The sequence below is a fragment of the Cyanobacterium sp. genome (assembly GCF_054166785.1).
Window position 1 is genome coordinate 1 of sequence record NZ_JBSZCP010000025.1, and the last position, 18,169, is coordinate 18,169.

Below are 18,169 nucleotides of genomic sequence, written 5' to 3' on the forward strand. Positions count from 1 at the left end.
CAATGGCTTGATATTGGTATTGGTTGCCTTTTAGTTTATACTCCAGAATTATCATTTTGCTTTAGAGAATTTCTTATGCTATTAAGCATAGCACAAAACATATTGTTTGTGTTAAGTTATTGGAAAAGTCAAGGACTCGCTGTCCCTCGATTTATTTATTGGTTCGCTTACATCTCCCGTCTATTTCTGTGGGTATTTTTTTCGGGAGAAATTAAACGGGAGTCTTGCTCTCACATTTAAGATAAATTCGATATTATTTCAGTTTAATTGATTGAATGACCCTTGTATCACTATGGAGCAACGCTAATTTTTCTGTAGAACATTTTTTATACTTATTACAAGTCCTTTAAAACTTCTTTCAAGTTAGTGGGATTGAGATAAATATCTTCAAAACGACTATCAGGATAAAGGAAATTATCAAAACTTTTACTACCAAAAACTTCCCCTAAAATATATTGGTATTCCAATTGAAGGATATTGCTAACTAACCAATAACAAGGATAGACATAATGAGGAGAAAAAAGTTCAATTATTTTAGTCTTGGGTTGACAAAAAACAAGGTTACTTAAGCCGCTACCATGGGGAGAAATGACTATTTCTGCTTGGTTGAGTAACTCGGCTTGTTGTCTGACGGAAAGTAATTCTAAATTGACTATGTCAAAGTTATATTGTTGTAATATGGCAACTATTTCTAGTTCATTAATTAGTCTTCTATTACTAGATTTTTCTCGACTAATATAAATTCTTTTATGGGGAGTTTTTTTATCTACATCGTCTCCTAATATTTTTGTCCGTAAATACTCACAACTCCAAGGGGGCATCCAGGCGATCGCACTGGGGAAAGAAGGTACAATTAACTTATCCGCTTCAATGTGAGTGGGAAAAGAAAGAGGAAGTATTTTAGAAGTCGGAATACCGAAAATTTCTAAAGTTTCTTGCTGAAATTGACAACGATTATCCACCACCACATAATCAACATCATCCCAATTAATAGATATTTTTTCCAAAAGATGAATACGGGGAAGAATATCAAACAACCAATGGAAATAAATGTTATTTAATAAACCACCTAAAACAACCACTGTACCCGTGATGCTGGTAATATGAGGAAGATGGGAAGTTTTTAACAAAGAATGATAAGAGGGGTGTTTATCAGGATGATTAGGGCTAAGGGCTGGGGATTCGGGAGAAATATCCCCCAGTAAATGATTATCCTTCGTAATTATGGCACTACTACTCTCGTCTTTCCGTAGCCAAAATCTACCTTTTTTGACTGTGATAACAAAGCTAGGGGGCAGGGGGAAATTTGGGGGAAAATAGAAGCTAGGATGGATAGTATTATCAAGATTTTGGGGGGGAGTTAGTTTTAATTTATTATCTTGGTAAATTAATTGGTAGTTTTCCTTCAGATTTATTTTTGATGCCCAATCTTGGCTAGTTTCGTAGTAATTTTGTACATTATTCCCTTGAAAGTCAAGTTTATTTATACCATCAATAGTTTTTATTTCTTCTGTTAGTATTTTTTCCTCAAGATGAGATAATTGATAGTATTTAGAAGCAAGATTATATTGTTTTCGTTCAAAAAATATGTTGGAGGCGATCGCCCCTAATTGTAGTAAGCTATCATCAGATAATAAATTAGCAATCAACTGTCTATTAAGGGAAATAAGTTTATCCTTATTACCATCACTCCACCCCAGATAACTGGTAAATATATGAGAATTAAACCTTAGTAACCTTTGCCAATTTTCTTTGACGAGGGCAATGTCACCCTTCAGTAAATAAAGATAACCTAACTCCCCATAAACAGGGGCAAAATTAGGATTAATTTCTAAACAGTTTTGATGATAACCAATAGCCGTATCAAGTTCATTTATTGCCCCATAACATAATCCTAAATTATAAAAAATATAGTCATCATTGGGGTAAAAATTAAGAGCCTTTAAATAATAACTAATACCTTGAGAATATTCTTTAATATATTGATACTCCCGTGCAATATTAAGATATAACTCTCCCGATTGATTATTAATACTTAAACCATTTTTCCAGATGTCAATACCTTGATCAAAATTACCAGAACATAGCAAACTATAACCCCCATTAAGATAACTTTGAAAATGACTGGGGTTAAATTCTAATACCTGTTGATAAATAAGGGAGGCTTCATAAAACTGATGATTTTCAAAATATAAATTAGCTAATTGAGCCAAATTTTCTGCAATAATTTCTAACTGTTTCTCCTGTGCCAAAAGAAAACAATCTAACCAAAGGGCGATCGCCCTTTCCTCCTCATCCGCTAACATATAGCAAACTCCACCATAGGCCAAAAGTAAAGGATTAGAATCATCCACCGCCAACAAAGACTCTAAATATACCTTTAATCGTCCATGATCATTTTGACGACAAAAAGCCTCTATTTGCGACTTGATTTCTAACCAACTATCCATACTTTTACACTATCGTCAAAAAAAGGCACAAGCCACCACTCCCCGACCGCAACGGGTCAAGAAAAGGTGGCTGTTTTGATGTACCTTTATTATAACATAGCCAAAATTAAATGACAAGGTTTTTGCCCAATTTTTTTAAAATTTTAGAATAAAAATATAGACATTTTACCTAAGTTAAGAATCTTTAAATAAAAGAGAAGGAATATAAAAAAAGATTAATTAATTACCCATGATCACGGGGATTATCCTGATTACCATTCATCACAGGATTAGAGCTTTGAATTTGAGAAGTTATGCCCTGAGCATTGGCATAGGGTAGGGTATTATTATTAATTAAAGCCGTTAAATTTTTTTCAAAAATTGATAAAGGTTGCTCCCCAATGGTAGATGCGATCGCACTTCCTCCCTCATCAAGAAAAACAAAATGGGGAATGCCATCCACCTGATAATTTAAAACCTCAGGAAGCCACTTAGTATTATCCACATTAAGCATCACAAAATTAACATTACTACCATACTCTTGTTTCAAGGTTGCCATATCCCCAGCCATCGCCTGACAGCTAGTACACCAATTCGCATAAAATTCCATCAACGTAGGCTTACCATTATTCAAAGCCACCTCCAAAGGAGTCGCATCCTGAGCTTGGGCTTCCAAAGACTCCGAATTAACACTTGTTTGTAATCCTAACACCAAAGTAAGACTAAGGGCGATCGCCACCAGAGCAATCACAAAATTTCTAAGTCGATTAACCCCAAAACTAGAAGAAGTATTTTCAGACATAAATATAATTCCCTAAACTATAAATAGTTGTTTCTAAACCTATTATCCCTTAAACCTATGAAAAAACGAGTAACCCTCACCTTTCCTCGCACCATGGTGCAAATTCCCGTCACCTATCGCCTAGCCAAAGAATTTAACATCGCCGCCAATATCATCCGCGCCCAAGTAGCCCCCAATCAAGTGGGAAAATTAGTAGTAGAATTACTAGGGGATATTGATCAACTAGAAATCGCCATCGATTGGATGAAATCCCAAGAAATCAAAGTTTCATCCGCCACAGGAGAAATCGTCATCGACGAAGAAACCTGCGTCCATTGTGGGTTATGTACAGGGGTATGCCCCACCGAATCCCTCACCCTCAACCCCAGTAGCTATAAGCTACAATTTCGCCAACAAACCTGCATCGTTTGCGAGCAATGTATTCCCACCTGCCCCGTCCAAGCCATCACCACCAATTTGTAAACAATGGGCAATGGTAGTAATAATATGGCATTGCTTAATCATGGGATGAAATATAATTGAATGATGCTAAAAACTAAGACATCAAAATATTATCACTATTCCCTGTTCCCTGCCTAAATGATAAATTATATCTAATCAGCAACCCCTATAATATTAATACCCATAAGGATCAGCAGGAGTAGGAATTACCTCCACCTCTGAGGCATCCAAAACCAAATGTCTTACCTCCCTAGTAGAATTGGTATTAGTCGCATCTAACGGCGGTAAAGTCTGAGTCATCATTTGCCCCTGCACTGTTAACCAAGTATCGGGGGGATAATTTTCTCTCGATTCAGGTAATTTAACAGGAATACCCACAGGATAAGCATCCACCGCACAACAGGTAATGATAAAACGGGAAAGATAAACATAATCATCAGGCAAAGAATCCAAATGTACCACAAACCCCGTAATATTTGCCTTTTGCCCCTTATAAGTATCAGGTTCAGGATATACGTGTAAAGTACGCACCCACTGAATTAAAGTACGCTCCTCTGGTTTCGTACCAGCCCCAAAGGCTTCTGGTTGTAACGTGACTGGGGGTAAAGAATCTACTAAACCTCTTTGGATAGCACTTTGACTATTTAAAATCATTGGTTGAGTAACCAAACCATATACCGCCACAACAATCAGTAAAGAACTTCCGAAACCTTTGGGTAATAATAAAATTGAGTTATCACTTTCTCTTAAATAGTTTTTTCTGCGATAGTATTTCAAATATATATGTAGCAATTTGAGGGCAGAAATTATGAACAATACAATACTGGCAATGAAAACTAAAAGAAAATAGTTAGGGTGTATCAATAAATTTAGTTCTCCCGTAGCCCAATATTTAAAGAGTAAGAACCCCCAAAAGAAGAAGGCAGAAAAGTCTAATAATGGAAAAAATAACAGGTTTTTCTTAATAGTCTTCATTATGGAGTTTCAATATATAACTAATTATTTCACTAGAAAAAATAACTGTAGGAAAGGGTAAAAATAAAAGTAAACTGGGCAATAATCACCATTAAATAAAAAATCATCCGAGGTTTAAAAATAGATAACATCAAACCCATGGCTTTAATATCAATCATGGGACCAAAGACTAAAAATGCTACTAAGGAAGCGGTGGTAAAAGTGGAAGAAAAGGACAGTACAAAAAATGAATCCACCGTAGAACAAATAGACACTACCGAAGCCAATACCATCATGGCAATAATTGATGTAATAGTATCTTGTCCAATGTTTAAAATAATCTCCCTAGGTATAAATACTTGGATCGTAGAGGCGATCGCACTGCCCAAAATCAATACACCCCCCAAATCCCGTAACTCTTGGGTAACATTTTCAATAAAAAGATTAAACTTACGCCCCCAAACCTCCTTTTTTTGTTTTTCTTCCTCCGCCTTCAAAAGAGCATCATCCATCTTGATTACCTGGCCGGGCTGACCTAAAATAAAACTCCCCGATTGTAACAAACTATAATTATTAGAAACATTATTAATAGGTTTCAGCTTCGCTTTAGCCTTAGCCTCTAACAACACCGTCAAACGTTTCGCCAAAGAGGGCTTGAGCAAAGGACGACAATCTTTTTGTAAACTAAATAAACAGCCCAACGTAATGGCTATGGTCAAAGAAAAAATAATCCTTAACCAAAAAACCTCTGGTTGCCCCCTAAAAGCCACATAGGTTGACCACAAAACCACAGGATTAATGGTAGGGGCGGCTAACAAAAAAGAAATGGCCACAGAAGTAGGTAAACCTTGCAAAAGGAAACGTCGAGCCACAGGCACATTACCACATTCGCACACAGGAAAACAAAAGCCAAAAAAACTGCCAATAAACGCTCCTAAAATAGGATTTGATGGCAATAACTCGATTAACTTACCCTCATCGAGAAAAACGATTAGACTACTAGAAAGAAGCACCCCAAACAACAAAAAGGGCATGGCCTCCACTAACAGACTTATAAATAAGGTTAAAGCACTATATATCTGATGATCCATGGGGTTTATTTTATCCTGTCCATTGGTTTTTTGACCCTCAAACAGACTAAAAAGTTCACTGAATGGTATTTTTTCAGTCTTAATCTTACCCCATAAAAGAAAATCTAATCTTTTTTTCCCTCTGCCCCGAAAACACACATCGGAAAAACGAAAAAAAGTAAAACAATAAAAATTGATTAGTATTCTTTCCGTCCCTTAATCGTTTCTTAATGTACTTCCCTTATATTGTTTTTATGGGTAAAGGTATTTAAAAGCCAGTTTAACCCTAGACAGTAGAAGATTAATAGTCTTTACTTTTACTTCAAACTTTAGAAAATCAGCTAGGGAAAGAAGCAAAGCAGTTGCTAAGTTTTTTTGATGCTATATTCAATTTTGATAAATACACCAATATTTTTTAGTATATAGAGAAATATGACTATAAGAGTAGGAATTAATGGTTTTGGTAGGATTGGCAGACTTTCTCTCCGTGCAGGGTGGAATAATCCAGCCATGGAATTTGTCCATATCAACGAAATAAAAGGAGGGGTAGAGTGTGCCGCCCATCTGCTTGAGTTTGATTCCGTCCATGGAAAATGGGACAAAAATATTCAAGTTAAAGAAAATAATTTGGTAATTGAAGGAAAAGAGATCAGTTTTTCTGAATTTTCAACCCCTGAGCAAGTGCCATGGTCAGATTATGGAGTGGATATTGTTATTGAAAGTTCTGGTAAATTTCGCACCCCTGAAACCTTAAACCCTTACTTTCATTGCGGAGTAAAAAAAGTGGTGGTGGCTGCCCCCGTAAAAGAAGAGGCTTTAAATGTAGTGGTAGGAGTAAATGATCATTTATATGACCCTGAAAAACACCATATCTTAACCGCTGCCTCCTGTACCACCAATTGTTTAGCCCCTGTGGTCAAAGTAATTCAAGAAGGATTGGGCATTAAACATGGAGTTATTACCACCATCCATGATGTTACCAATACTCAGATTGTAGTAGATGCCCCCCACAAAGACTTGAGGAGAGCTAGATCTTGCCTACAATCCCTTGTACCTACCACCACAGGATCTGCCAGTGCGATCGCCCTTATTTACCCAGAACTAAAAGGAAAACTTAACGGAGTGGCCGTCAGAGTCCCCATGCTCAACGCCTCCCTCACCGACTGCGTTTTTGAGGTAAATCGTAAAACCACCATAGAAGAAGTCAATCAACTGCTCAAAGAGGCAGCAAACACAGCCCCCCTCAAAGGTATCTTAGGTTACGAAGAACGCCCCCTCGTATCCATCGACTACAAAGATGATCCCCGCTCATCCATCGTGGATGCTCCCTCCACCATGGTAATTGACGAAACCCAAGTAAAAATCCTCGCTTGGTACGACAACGAATGGGGCTACTCCAACCGCATGGCAGAGTTAGTCGCCAAAATCGCTCAGTCAATTAATTGAGGGAATGGGGAATAGGCAACGGGGAATGGTTTTCATCCATGATTCTCCAACTATTACCAAAAAATAATTATATTTCGCCCCAAATTGGCGGCAGGGGTGATTCAAAGTAGGAATACAAAGACCCTTAAACCTTACCCAACAAAGGAATACAGCATTTTGGTAATTTCAGAATTAAGGAGTAGTTAAAAATGTTTATATTATCAATTTACAGCCATAAACCATCGAAAACTGTTCCCTATTCCCCGTTCCCCTTTACCTGCCCTAATTAAGGGAGCTAGGGGGGATCAAAAATCACTACATCAATAAAAAAATGGACAAAAACTTAAGAAATTATTGCCTTGTCACCGCCGCCTATTGGGGTTATACCATCACCGACGGGGCATTGAGAATGCTCGTATTATTACACTTTAATCAACTCGGCTATACCCCCATCGAAATCGCCTTTTTATTCCTCTTTTACGAAATTTTTGGCGTAATAACCAACTTTTTGGGAGGTTGGATTGGATCACAATTTGGCTTACGGTTAACCCTTTATGGTGGAATCGGACTGCAAATTTTCGCCCTTGTCATGTTAGGTTTTCTCAACCCAGAATGGGCGGTATGGTTTCAGGTGTTATACGTAATGACATCCCAAGCCTTCTCAGGAGTTGCCAAGGATTTAACCAAAATGAGTTCCAAAAGTGCCGTGCGTTTAGTAGTACCCAAGGAAGCGGAATCGAAGTTATTTAAATGGGTTGCTATCCTCACAGGTTCTAAAAATGCCCTCAAAGGTTTAGGGTTTTTCGTTGGCGCTGCCCTATTAGAATTAACAGGATTTACCAACGCTTTATTTATTCAGGCGGGGGTATTATTTGTTATCTTTTTAACGGGTCGATTGTTGCCCAGAAATATGGGTAAAATCAAAGCCAAAGTTAAATTTAAACAGCTATTTTCCAAAAGTAAAGCCATTAACATTTTATCCCTTGCCAGATTCTTCCTCTTTGGGGCTAGGGATATTTGGTTTGTGGTGGCATTACCCGTATTTTTCCAAACTGAATTGGAATGGACTTTTATTCAAGTGGGTACTTATATGGCATGTTGGGTAATTGGTTATGGTTTTATTCAGTCTTTTTCCCCCGCCATCCTCGGGCAAAATAAAAAAAGCACCGCACCCCAAGCCAAAACTATCCAGATTTGGACTTCTATTTTAACCATTATTCCAGTGGCGATCGCCCTTGCTTTCATGGCAGGATTAGATCCCCAATGGGTAATCACAGGGGGTTTAATTATTTTTGGTATTGTTTTCGCTTTCAACTCCGCCGTCCACTCCTACTTGGTTTTAGCCTACACCGAAGATAACGACGTAGCACTAAACGTGGGATTCTATTACATGGCAAACTCAGGAGGAAGACTGCTAGGCACCATTACATCAGGTATCTGTTACCAACTCTTTGGCATTGTTGGTTGTTTATGGATTTCCAGCTTTTTTGTTTTAATTGCTTCCCTCGTATCTTTTAAACTGCCATCCCCTCAAAAACTAGAACCTGCCTCGGAAAATCAATAATACCCAATCTTTATATATCCACCCCATACCAGATATTTTTTAACTCCCTTGGGGCAAGGGAGTTTTTTTATAAAAAACTATCCCCCACAATAAAAACATTGGCATTGCTTAATCATGGTATGAAATATAATTGTAATGATGCTAAAAACTAAGACATCAAAATACTATTACTATTGCCTATTCCCCGTTCCCTATTCCCTGCCTAAATGATAAATCATATCTAAAATCAGCAACCCCAAAACATTTATTATCAATTATCCATTCTCCACTCTCAATTATCAATTACCCCACAAACCGATCCAGATTCTGAGAAATAAAGATATAATTTGTAACAAAAGCGTTAAGAAATATTGCAAATGAGTAATCCAGTAACAGAAGCATTCTTCTTTGGTAAAGCCCTAGCGGAAGTCTTGACAGAAAAAGTAGAAGACACCCTCACCAACACCCTCAGTGAAGTTGGTAAATTTGACGCAGAAACCAGAGAAAGACTAAGACAATTTGCCGAAGAAGTAAGACTAAGGGCCGAAATTGCTAAACAACAATCCGACCACGATCGCACCAACACCACCATAACCATAGAAGTGGATACCAGTGTGGATTTACAAGAACTTTTAGACGAACTAAGGGCAGAAATTGCTAGATTAAAAGCGGAACTAAATAAGTATCGTCAACAATAAGCACATTGAAAACTTTTTAAAGATCAAAATTGCTTAACAACCCAAATCATCAGACCAATTTATCATCATAAAATAAAAGTGTCATCAGCCTATCCCAACACCAGTAAATATTTAGAGTCATCTTCCGAGATTCCTAAAATAATCCCCGCCCGTAAACCAGAACCCGGGAAAAAAGTCTATCGTTGGAATAGCGAAAATTATTCCCCCCTCCGTCGTCGTATAGATATTTGGACATTCGTTCTTTTACTACTTTTCAAACTATGGCGTAATGGCAAAAAGTGGAGTTATCCCGATGGCTTCAGCGAAGAAAAATTAGTCGCTCGTCGTCGTATTCAGGCGGGATGGATTAGGGAAAATCTCCTTGAATTAGGGCCCACTTTCATAAAAGTAGGACAACTATTTTCTACCCGAGCCGATTTATTTCCCGAAGAATACGTTACCGAATTATCCAAACTACAAGATAGGGTACCAGCCTTTAGCTATGAGCAGGTATGCGCCATTATTCAAAAAGATTTTAACAAACCCCTAAACCAATTATTCGCTAACTTTGACCCTACCCCCCTAGCCGCAGCAAGTTTGGGGCAAGTCCATAAAGCTCAACTAATCACAGGGGAAGAAGTAGTCGTAAAAATTCAGCGCCCCGGATTACCAAAACTATTCGACATTGATTTAGGTATTCTCAAGCAAATTGCCCGTTACTTCCAAAATCATCCCCGTTGGGGAAAAAATCGTGACTGGATGGGGATTTATGAAGAATGTTGTCGTATTCTATGGCAAGAAACCGATTATCTATTGGAAGGCACCAGCGCTGACACTTTTCGCCGAAACTTCCGTGATGAAAGCTGGGTAAAAGTACCTCGAGTATTCTGGCGCTATAGCTCCCCAAGGGTGCTTACCCTCGAATATATGCCGGGGATCAAGATTAGCCATTACGATGCCCTAGAGGCCGCAGGGCTAGACCGTAAGGAGTTAGCAAAACTAGGAGCAAGGGCCTATTTAATTCAACTTTTAAATGATGGTTTTTTCCACGCCGATCCCCATCCGGGTAACTTGGCGGTAGATCCTGACGGTTCTTTAATCTTTTATGATTTTGGCATGATGGGACAACTACAGCCGAACATCAAAGAGAAACTGTTGGAAATGCTTTTTGGTGTTACGGAAAAAAATGCGGAGCGAGTGGTGGATTCTTTAGTGGATTTAGGAGCTTTAGCACCCATGGATGATCCAGGCCCTATCAGGCGTTCGGTGCAATTTTTGCTCGATAATTTTATGGACAAACCTTTTGAGGAACAGTCCATTGGGCAGATTAGTGAGGATCTTTATGAAATTGCCTACGATCAACCTTTTCGCTTTCCTGCTACCTTTACCTTTGTGATGAGGGCTTTTTCTACCCTAGAAGGGGTTGGGAAGGGTTTAGATCCAGATTTTAATTTTATGGAAGTTGCACAACCTTTTGCCCTAAATGTTATGAGTGAATTTAATGCCGAAAATGGTAAATCAATTATTGATGAGTTTAGCCGTCAGGCAATGCAGGTCGGTAGTACAGCCTTTGGTTTACCTGCCCGTTTAGACGATACCATCGATAAGTTAGATCGGGGGGATATTCGCTTAAGGGTTCGTTCTTTAGAGTCGGAGCGCCTATTACGCCGTATCAGTAGTACCCAGATGGCTACCAATTACACTTTGATTATTAGTACCTTGGTTTTGTCCGCTACTATTTTAGTCGTTAATAGTTTGTGGCAAGTGGCGATCGCCCTTGGGGTAGTGGGCATTTTACCCACCGTTGCACTGTTGAAATTATTAAAACAAATTAAGAAGTTAGACCGCAAATTCTAAGGCGAAATACTGTTTAAATAACTGATCAGGTTATGGTAAAATTAAATATACTTAAGATAAATAAGTTTGCTCGAAATAATCTGATAAATTAAGAGATCATGGGACGGGGGGGTATCCGTCCTCTAAATTTGTAAAGGCAATCAATGTTTAATCGCAATCAAGGTAAATTAGTCATATGAAATGTGCATTCGCTGGCTTGAGTGACCCCGGACTGGTAAGGTCGTATAATCAAGATAATTTTTATACTGATACTTCGGGACGATTTTTTATCCTCGCCGATGGCATGGGTGGTCATGCTGGTGGAGAACAGGCCAGTAAAATCGCTGTGGATGTTATCAAAGAATATTTAGAAGAAAACTGGGAAGCTCCCATCGATTCCTATGATCTTCTCGAAAAAGCCGTATTACAAGCCAATGAAGGCATCCTTGAAGATCAAGATAATCACCCAGAGCGGGGAGATATGGGTACTACCGTAGTGGTTTTAATTTTCCGTGGTGGGGAAACTTGGCGAGCGCACATTGGGGACTCCCGTCTTTATCAGCTTCAAGATGAGATGTTAATTCAAGTCACCTCCGATCATACTTGGATTGGTCAGGCCATTAGGGCGGGGGAAATTACCCTCGAAGATGCGAAACATCATCCTTGGCGCCATGTACTATCCCAATGTTTGGGTAGAAGGGATTTGTATGAAGGCATTGACATTCACAGAATTGATACCACCGATAAGGGCGATCGCTTTTTGCTCTGTAGTGATGGCTTAACCGAAGAAGTAACCGATCCCATTATTTACAAACTATTGGGAGATGGAGATGATTTAGATAAAGTTGCCGATAGCCTTGTTACCGAAGCAAAAAACAATGGTGGTTCCGATAACGTTACCGTGGTTTTGGTCAAAATTGACGATTTAGAAGACGTTGCCACCGAAGTAAAAGATGATAACAGTGTCATAGAGGTTTCAGAAAACAAAGATGACGAAGAATAGGTAATTGGTAGCCAGTGTTAATTAACCCCCATAGTCTAAATTTCCCAGAAAGTTAATTATCCATTATCAACTAATTATTCTATGATTAATCAAATTGTCGAAATCCTTTCCGCCGATGAAATACGCCGTACCCTAAATCGTTTAGCTTCCCAAGTAGTAGAAGAAGCCCCAGATTTATCTACGGTGGTTTTGTTGGGTATCTATACAAGGGGAGTACCCCTGGCCCAACAACTGGCGGATCAGATTAAGCACATCGAACAACAGGAAGTTACCGTGGGAGCCATCGATATTACCTTTTATCGGGATGATTTAGACAAAATCCAAATGAGAACCCCCGAAAGAACCGAAATTCCCGTAGATTTAACAGGTAAAACCGTTATTTTAGTCGATGATGTGATTTATAGTGGACGCACCATCCGTGCTGCCCTTAATGCCGTGGCAGAATATGGCAGACCAGAAATTGTTAAACTTTTGGCACTGGTGGATAGGGGACATCGTCAATTGCCCATTCATCCCGATTTTGTAGGAAAAGTGTTACCCACAGCCAAAGACGAAAAAGTTAAGGTTTATTTAGAGTCCGTGGACGGGAAAAATGCTGTAGAGTTAAGGAAATTTTGATGATTGATAGTTTACCAAAACAACGATGGCAATTTGGTCAACCTAACCCCCAGTTGGTGGAATTATTTTCCCAGTCTTTGGGTTTATCCCCCATCATGGCGGAGGTGGTGGTTAACCGTGGCTTAGAATCCATGGATGATGCACGGGTTTATATTGATCCTGAAACAGAAACTTTACCCTCTCCCCTCACTGAATTTGTTGATTTACCTAAATGTCTTGATCTGTTGACAGAGGCGATCGCCCTTGGCTCTAAAATAGCTATTTGCGGAGATTATGATGCCGATGGTATGACCAGCACAGCCCTATTAATTCGAGCTTTAAGACCCCTTGGGGCAAAGGTTGATTACGCTATTCCTAGTAGAATGCAAGATGGTTACGGCATTAATAAACGCATTGTCAAGGAATTTAAAGAAGAGGGAGTAAGTTTAATTCTGACCGTGGATAACGGTATTTCAGCCTACGAACCCATCGCCCTAGCCAAAGAATTGGGATTGAATGTAATCATAACCGATCACCATGATTTACCCCCCAACTTACCCCCCGCCGATGGTATCCTGAACCCCAAATTATTACCCCTAGATTCCCCCTACAGAGGTTTAGCAGGGGTAGGGGTTGCCTATGTGTTGGGAGTCACCCTTGCTCAAAAACTAGGGAAATTAGAAGGCTTAACAAGGCAATTGCTCGAACTCTACACCCTCGGTACCATTGCCGATATGGCTCCCCTGACGGGGGTTAACCGCCGTTGGCTAAAAAGAGGTTTGAAACGATTAGCAGATCCTCAAATTTTGGGACTTCAAGCCCTCATCAAAGTAGGGGGAGTGGATAAAAAGAAAAAAACTCTCAATTCTGAGGATATTGGTTTTAAATTAGGTCCTAGAATCAACGCTATCGGGCGTATTAGTGACCCTCAAATTGTGATCGAGTTACTGACTACCGAAGATCAGTCCATCGCCACGGAGAGGGCAGGAGAGTGCCACAGGGCAAATCAAAAAAGGCAGGACCTATGTAAAAATGTAGAAAAAGATGCCATTACCTTCATTGAAGAGCAAAAAATTGACTTAATGGGCGATCGCTTCTTACTATTATTAGGGGAAGACTGGCACCATGGAGTAATAGGCATTGTAGCTTCCCGCCTAGTGGATCGTTATGGAGTACCTGTATTTATTGCCACCTATGAAGACGAGGAAAAAAAACATATTCGGGGTTCAGCAAGGGGTACAGAGGAATATAATATCTTTGAAGCCTTACAATATTGCGATGATTTACTATTAAAATATGGAGGGCATAAAGCCGCAGGAGGTTTTAGTTTTGAGACAAAAAATCTTGACTTAATCAAAGATAAATTAAGAAAATTTAGCCATCAAATGTTATCCCCTGAACATCTCACTCCTTTGTTAAAAATTGATGGTCAGATTAGTTTTTATGATGCTGATTTTGACTTAATAAAAGAAATAGAAAGTCTTTATCCTTGGGGTATAGAAAATGATGCCCCTATTTTTTGGACTCCTGATGTGACGGTAATTGAACAAAGATTAACTAAAACGGGGGAACATTTACAATTAACGTTACAAGATGAATCGGGAGAAAAGCTAAAATGTATCGTTTGGAATAAAGGTTATTGTTATCCCCTCCCTGCTAATATTGATATTGCTTATGAGTTGTCGATCAATGAATGGAACGGAAAAAGGACTGTACAACTAGATGTTAAGGGCTTTAGATAATGGAATAATTATTTTTACTTCCTTAATCCCCATTGCCTATTGCCCGCCCTGATTAGTATATTATTCCACCAAGATTTAGTATTATATCCTTTGTGAATGTTATAAAAAAATAATTATTATTATAAAAATGTCCAAGGGATTATTTCTTGTGTTTGAAGGGGTTGATGGTGCAGGGAGTTCAACTCAAGCTCAACTTTTACAGGATTATTTTACTAAAATAAATCAAAAATCAGTGGTTAGTCCTGAACCTTCAGGAGGTCCTATCGGTCAATTATTAAGAACTTTTTTGGCTGGTAAAAATGATTTTAATGATCAAGATTTGTATGATCAACAAATGGCTTATTTATTTGCAGCCGATCGCCATTATCACTTATATAATAATTTAGATGGGGTTTATAGTCTAACATCTCAGAATGTCCATGTAATTAGTACCAGATACTATTTTTCATCCCTTGCTTATAATGGCAAAACCCAAAAAGATTATGATTTTGTAAGTATTTTAAATCAAAAATTTCCCCCTCCTGATGTGGTGATTTATCTTGATCTTCCTGTGGAATTAGCTTTAGAAAGAATGGGCGATCGCCCTTATAAAGAAATCTATGAAACCGAAGCAAAATTAACTAAAGTAAGAGAAAGATTTACCGAAATATTTGAGCATTATCCCCATAAAATATTAAAAGTAGATGCTAGGGAAAATCAAGAAAGTATTCATCAAACCATCACTAATTACCTAGAAAAATGGGACTTATAGAACTGATTGAGGCAGGATTATATATCTTTGCTAATTTTTTTAAATTGGTACTAGAGGCGATCGCCCTTTTGTGCATACTATGGGGGTTAATAAAAACCCTACAACTATCCATTAACTATCCATTCCACCACCGTCGCCACCGATTCACAAAAGTTAGACTAGAATTTGGAATGTGGCTCGTCCTTGCCCTCGAATTTCAGTTAGGGGCGGACATAGTAGCCACCACCCTAAGCTCCGATTTTACCTCCCTTGGTAAACTGGTGATAATTGCCATCGTCCGTACTGTCTTAAACTATTTTCTCACCAAAGAATTAGAAGGAAAATTGCACGATTAAAAACCACAACTACGGCGGCGCTCCCTAGTATGTTCAGGTTCAAGCCAAGAGTAAGCAAAATGACTAATAGAAGTAATACCCCTATTTGCCTGCCTAATGCCCTCCATCTGTATTTCAAGGGAAGGACGTTGCCCCTCACTTCTACCCCAAAAACCCGCCAATACAGGCTTGACATTATTAACATTAGGAATCTCGTCTATTACCCTCTGTATCTGTTGAGTAATACAACTAGCATTACCACAAAGGGCATAGGACATAGGATGAAACTCAGGAAGGGTATGGGGAAAATTATCCCAAGGTTGTACCCTAGAATCAAAACCGATTTCCCCTACGGGTTGATTACCTTCTGGGAAAAATACCGCCCCCGAAGGAATACCCATTTGTTGTACCTGATTCACTGCAAAATTAAGAAAATCAATCACTCCTTGGGCTGCGTGGGCAACGGTAAAGTACCATAAATCTAGCTGTAGGGCAGATAAATGGTTAGCAGCATTGGAGCTTCTCCCTTGCCATAGGGGCATAGTTTCATTGGGGAAAAGCTCTCGCATTTGCTGTAAGTCGTTGGCGTTAATAAATCCTTGGTCAATGTACCGTTGTAAAATCCACCTACCCTGGCTGTTTACCGCCCTTGCCAAGAGGGCTTGACGGGAAGCACTACCATATATCCATAAATCCTTTACCTTGGAAGCCACAGAGTAATTACCTGCCCCCCTCGGGTAGCGAATATAGTCAAATAAAACTCCATCGGGGCGCCGTTGTAATACGGCCTGAAGTAAACGTTGATAATCTTGTCTAGCAACGGAATTATAGGGATCTACAAAGGTTTGAGAGCCATCATCCACATAGCCGATACTATTCTCCCCTTTACCATTTAATGCTAAAACCCCAGTGCGATCGCCCCTAACACTATAAGAATAACCATAATTGAGGGAAAATAACCAAGCATACATCTTCAAACCGCGCGATCGCCCCTTTTGCAGAGCTTCCGCATACAAATCCCTATTTTCGTACCCCGGTTGCTCCACCACACTTCTCCACACCGTATTATTACCATTTTTGGGCAACAATACCCGACCATCAAAAAATACTTCTAAATAAACCGTGTTATAGCCCAAATTGACAATTTGATCCAAAACTCTCTCCACCGAGCCATCCAGCACATCACAGGGGTAAATCCTTAACCAAATCGCCTGTTCCTTGAGCCAGTTTTTGTTGCGACAGTCCCGTAACATTTGAGCGTGTTTTTGCACAACCTGTTGATATTCCCTTCCTGCCTGACTATTGTTACTAGCAAAAGTTTGATTTCTCAATTCAGTCTTGAGATTAACCTCATTTTGATTAAATCTACAATAGGCATCATTCGCCCCCATGGCAGGGGTAGAAAAAATCATTTGACAAAAAATCGAAATTAAAGCAACAGCAACAATTAACCAACGGTACTTCTTCATATTTGAAAAGTCATGACACTCGAGAAATAAAAACTCTCACCATCATAGCAATTGAAAATAAAAAAGTAGGTAAAGTAAAGGCAAATGGACAATTAAAAACTTATAACCTATCATCATATCCCCTAGCTTCCAATCCCTAATCCTTCATCAGTAAATGTCTTAAATATCCAAACTGCCCATAGGCATAGAGCATATTTTCAAAACGCATGGCAGGATTTTGATAATATTTAATACTCTTATAAACCCCCCTTAAAATTCTTTCGGAAGTGTTGAGAAACTGTTTTGATTTTTTGATACTTTTCCCTTGCGCTCGATAATACTCACTTACCCCCTGCCACCAACTACGACGGAAAAACCAATCTTTTTTCAATCTTTCGGGTTGCACATTATGCCCTACCTTCGCCGTGGGAATATAAGCCACCTTGTAACCTTTTTTTAGAGCTAATTCTGTCATATAAAGCTCTTCATTGGACAAAAGTTTTTTTCCTACTCTACCCAAACTGGTATCAAAACCCCCAATCTCCATCAAAAAATCACGACGGATAGAATAATTTAACCCTCGAGGAGTTAATCTTGGTTCAGTAATATATTTAACTTCATCTCCCAAATTATAAAGTCCTAAAGCCCCTGCTAAATCCTCAGAAATCCATTCTGGTAAATCTTCATAGCCCTTGGGTAAAATTAAATTTACTGCCCCCCCTGCGATCGCCACTTGACTATCATTTTCATAAATTTCCCTCAAATTACCCAACCAAGAAACAGAAGCCTCCGCATCATCATCCAAATAAGCGATAATATCAGCATCAGTATTCAACGCCCCCGTATTTCTCGCAACCGATAAACCTAATTTTGGTTCATAAACATATTTCAGCCTGGGATTATTCAAGCGCTTTTTGACAATCTGGGCAGTATCATCCGTAGAGCCATTATCCACCACCATTACCCCATAATCTTCTATATCTTGGCTCAATAAGCTATCAATAGCAGACTTTAAATAATCTCCTCGATTGTGGGTGCAAATAATAGCAGTAATAGAATACATACACCAAGTAAAAATGATTAAGAACCCGTTTATTCTAGCAATCTTTCTCAATTTATATTCACGGTAAAGGGAAA

Annotated in this window: 17 protein-coding genes; 11 read left to right on the top strand and 6 right to left on the bottom strand. The window is 38.9% G+C overall.

The window, feature by feature from the left end; genetic code table 11:
* On the top strand, nucleotides 1-240 hold a 240-nt coding region (locus ACXITR_RS04330), incomplete at its 5' end, for a hypothetical protein (protein ID WP_457996003.1).
* Between the two features lie 95 nt (nucleotides 241-335).
* On the opposite strand, the gene ACXITR_RS04335 is transcribed toward ACXITR_RS04330, so the two are convergent.
* On the bottom strand, nucleotides 336-2,450 hold the full coding sequence (locus tag ACXITR_RS04335) for a glycosyltransferase 61 family protein (protein WP_457996004.1): 2,115 nt from the start codon (nucleotides 2,448-2,450) through the stop codon (nucleotides 336-338).
* Between the two features lie 223 nt (nucleotides 2,451-2,673).
* Nucleotides 2,674-3,231 (bottom strand): thioredoxin family protein, encoded by a 558-nt coding sequence (locus ACXITR_RS04340; RefSeq protein ID WP_457996005.1) that lies wholly within the window; start codon nucleotides 3,229-3,231, stop codon nucleotides 2,674-2,676.
* Between the two features lie 57 nt (nucleotides 3,232-3,288).
* On the opposite strand from ACXITR_RS04340, the gene ACXITR_RS04345 reads away from it, so the two are divergent.
* Nucleotides 3,289-3,693, top strand: a complete 405-nt coding sequence (locus tag ACXITR_RS04345) for an NIL domain-containing protein (protein ID WP_457996006.1) — start codon at nucleotides 3,289-3,291, stop codon at nucleotides 3,691-3,693.
* A 153-nt stretch (nucleotides 3,694-3,846) separates the two neighbouring features.
* On the opposite strand, the gene ACXITR_RS04350 is transcribed toward ACXITR_RS04345, so the two are convergent.
* Together ACXITR_RS04350 and ACXITR_RS04355 are read right to left on the bottom strand one after the other, a co-directional pair.
* The gene (locus ACXITR_RS04350) at nucleotides 3,847-4,647 is read right to left on the bottom strand and encodes a TIGR03943 family putative permease subunit (protein ID WP_457996007.1); all 801 of its coding nucleotides are present in this window, start codon (nucleotides 4,645-4,647) and stop codon (nucleotides 3,847-3,849) included.
* Nucleotides 4,648-4,679: 32 nt separating this feature from the next.
* Nucleotides 4,680-5,717 carry a permease gene (locus ACXITR_RS04355; RefSeq protein ID WP_457996008.1) on the bottom strand — a complete coding sequence of 346 codons (1,038 nt, stop codon included), beginning with the start codon at nucleotides 5,715-5,717 and terminating at the stop codon, nucleotides 4,680-4,682.
* A 411-nt stretch (nucleotides 5,718-6,128) separates the two neighbouring features.
* Between ACXITR_RS04355 and ACXITR_RS04360 the strand changes: the two genes are divergently transcribed.
* The 9 genes from ACXITR_RS04360 (at nucleotide 6,129) to ACXITR_RS04400 (ending at nucleotide 15,605) form a co-directional block, all read left to right on the top strand.
* Nucleotides 6,129-7,142 (top strand): ArsJ-associated glyceraldehyde-3-phosphate dehydrogenase, encoded by a 1,014-nt coding sequence (locus ACXITR_RS04360; RefSeq protein ID WP_457996009.1) that lies wholly within the window; start codon nucleotides 6,129-6,131, stop codon nucleotides 7,140-7,142.
* A gap of 310 nt (nucleotides 7,143-7,452) precedes the next feature.
* Entirely contained in the window at nucleotides 7,453-8,685 is a 1,233-nt protein-coding gene (arsJ, locus tag ACXITR_RS04365) for an organoarsenical effux MFS transporter ArsJ (RefSeq protein ID WP_457996010.1), read from the top strand.
* Between the two features lie 356 nt (nucleotides 8,686-9,041).
* Entirely contained in the window at nucleotides 9,042-9,362 is a 321-nt protein-coding gene (locus ACXITR_RS04370; RefSeq protein ID WP_457996011.1) for a DUF6825 family protein, read from the top strand.
* A 129-nt stretch (nucleotides 9,363-9,491) separates the two neighbouring features.
* Complete coding sequence (locus ACXITR_RS04375) at nucleotides 9,492-11,198, top strand: ABC1 kinase family protein (protein WP_457996055.1); 1,707 nt, start codon at nucleotides 9,492-9,494, stop codon at nucleotides 11,196-11,198.
* Between the two features lie 175 nt (nucleotides 11,199-11,373).
* Entirely contained in the window at nucleotides 11,374-12,180 is an 807-nt protein-coding gene (locus tag ACXITR_RS04380; protein WP_457996012.1) for a PP2C family protein-serine/threonine phosphatase, read from the top strand.
* A gap of 81 nt (nucleotides 12,181-12,261) precedes the next feature.
* Nucleotides 12,262-12,798, top strand: coding sequence for a bifunctional pyr operon transcriptional regulator/uracil phosphoribosyltransferase PyrR (gene pyrR / locus ACXITR_RS04385; RefSeq protein ID WP_457996013.1), 537 nt, complete (start codon nucleotides 12,262-12,264; stop codon nucleotides 12,796-12,798).
* Nucleotides 12,798-14,519 carry a single-stranded-DNA-specific exonuclease RecJ gene (gene recJ, locus ACXITR_RS04390; RefSeq protein WP_457996014.1) on the top strand — a complete coding sequence of 574 codons (1,722 nt, stop codon included), beginning with the start codon at nucleotides 12,798-12,800 and terminating at the stop codon, nucleotides 14,517-14,519. The genes pyrR and recJ overlap by 1 nt, the downstream gene beginning before the upstream one ends.
* Before the next feature lie 127 nt (nucleotides 14,520-14,646).
* On the top strand, nucleotides 14,647-15,270 hold the full coding sequence (gene tmk / locus ACXITR_RS04395; RefSeq protein WP_457996015.1) for a dTMP kinase: 624 nt from the start codon (nucleotides 14,647-14,649) through the stop codon (nucleotides 15,268-15,270).
* Nucleotides 15,258-15,605 carry a DUF1622 domain-containing protein gene (locus ACXITR_RS04400; protein WP_457996016.1) on the top strand — a complete coding sequence of 116 codons (348 nt, stop codon included), beginning with the start codon at nucleotides 15,258-15,260 and terminating at the stop codon, nucleotides 15,603-15,605. Before tmk ends, ACXITR_RS04400 begins: the two co-directional genes overlap by 13 nt.
* On the opposite strand, the gene ACXITR_RS04405 is transcribed toward ACXITR_RS04400, so the two are convergent.
* Together ACXITR_RS04405 and ACXITR_RS04410 are read right to left on the bottom strand one after the other, a co-directional pair.
* Nucleotides 15,602-17,053: a hypothetical protein gene (locus ACXITR_RS04405; protein ID WP_457996017.1), complete on the bottom strand. Its 1,452-nt coding sequence runs from the start codon at nucleotides 17,051-17,053 to the stop codon at nucleotides 15,602-15,604. The genes ACXITR_RS04400 and ACXITR_RS04405 overlap by 4 nt on opposite strands.
* A 136-nt stretch (nucleotides 17,054-17,189) precedes the next feature.
* On the bottom strand, nucleotides 17,190-18,095 hold the full coding sequence (locus ACXITR_RS04410) for a glycosyltransferase family 2 protein (protein ID WP_457996056.1): 906 nt from the start codon (nucleotides 18,093-18,095) through the stop codon (nucleotides 17,190-17,192).
* Nucleotides 18,096-18,169: the final 74 nt, after the last annotated feature.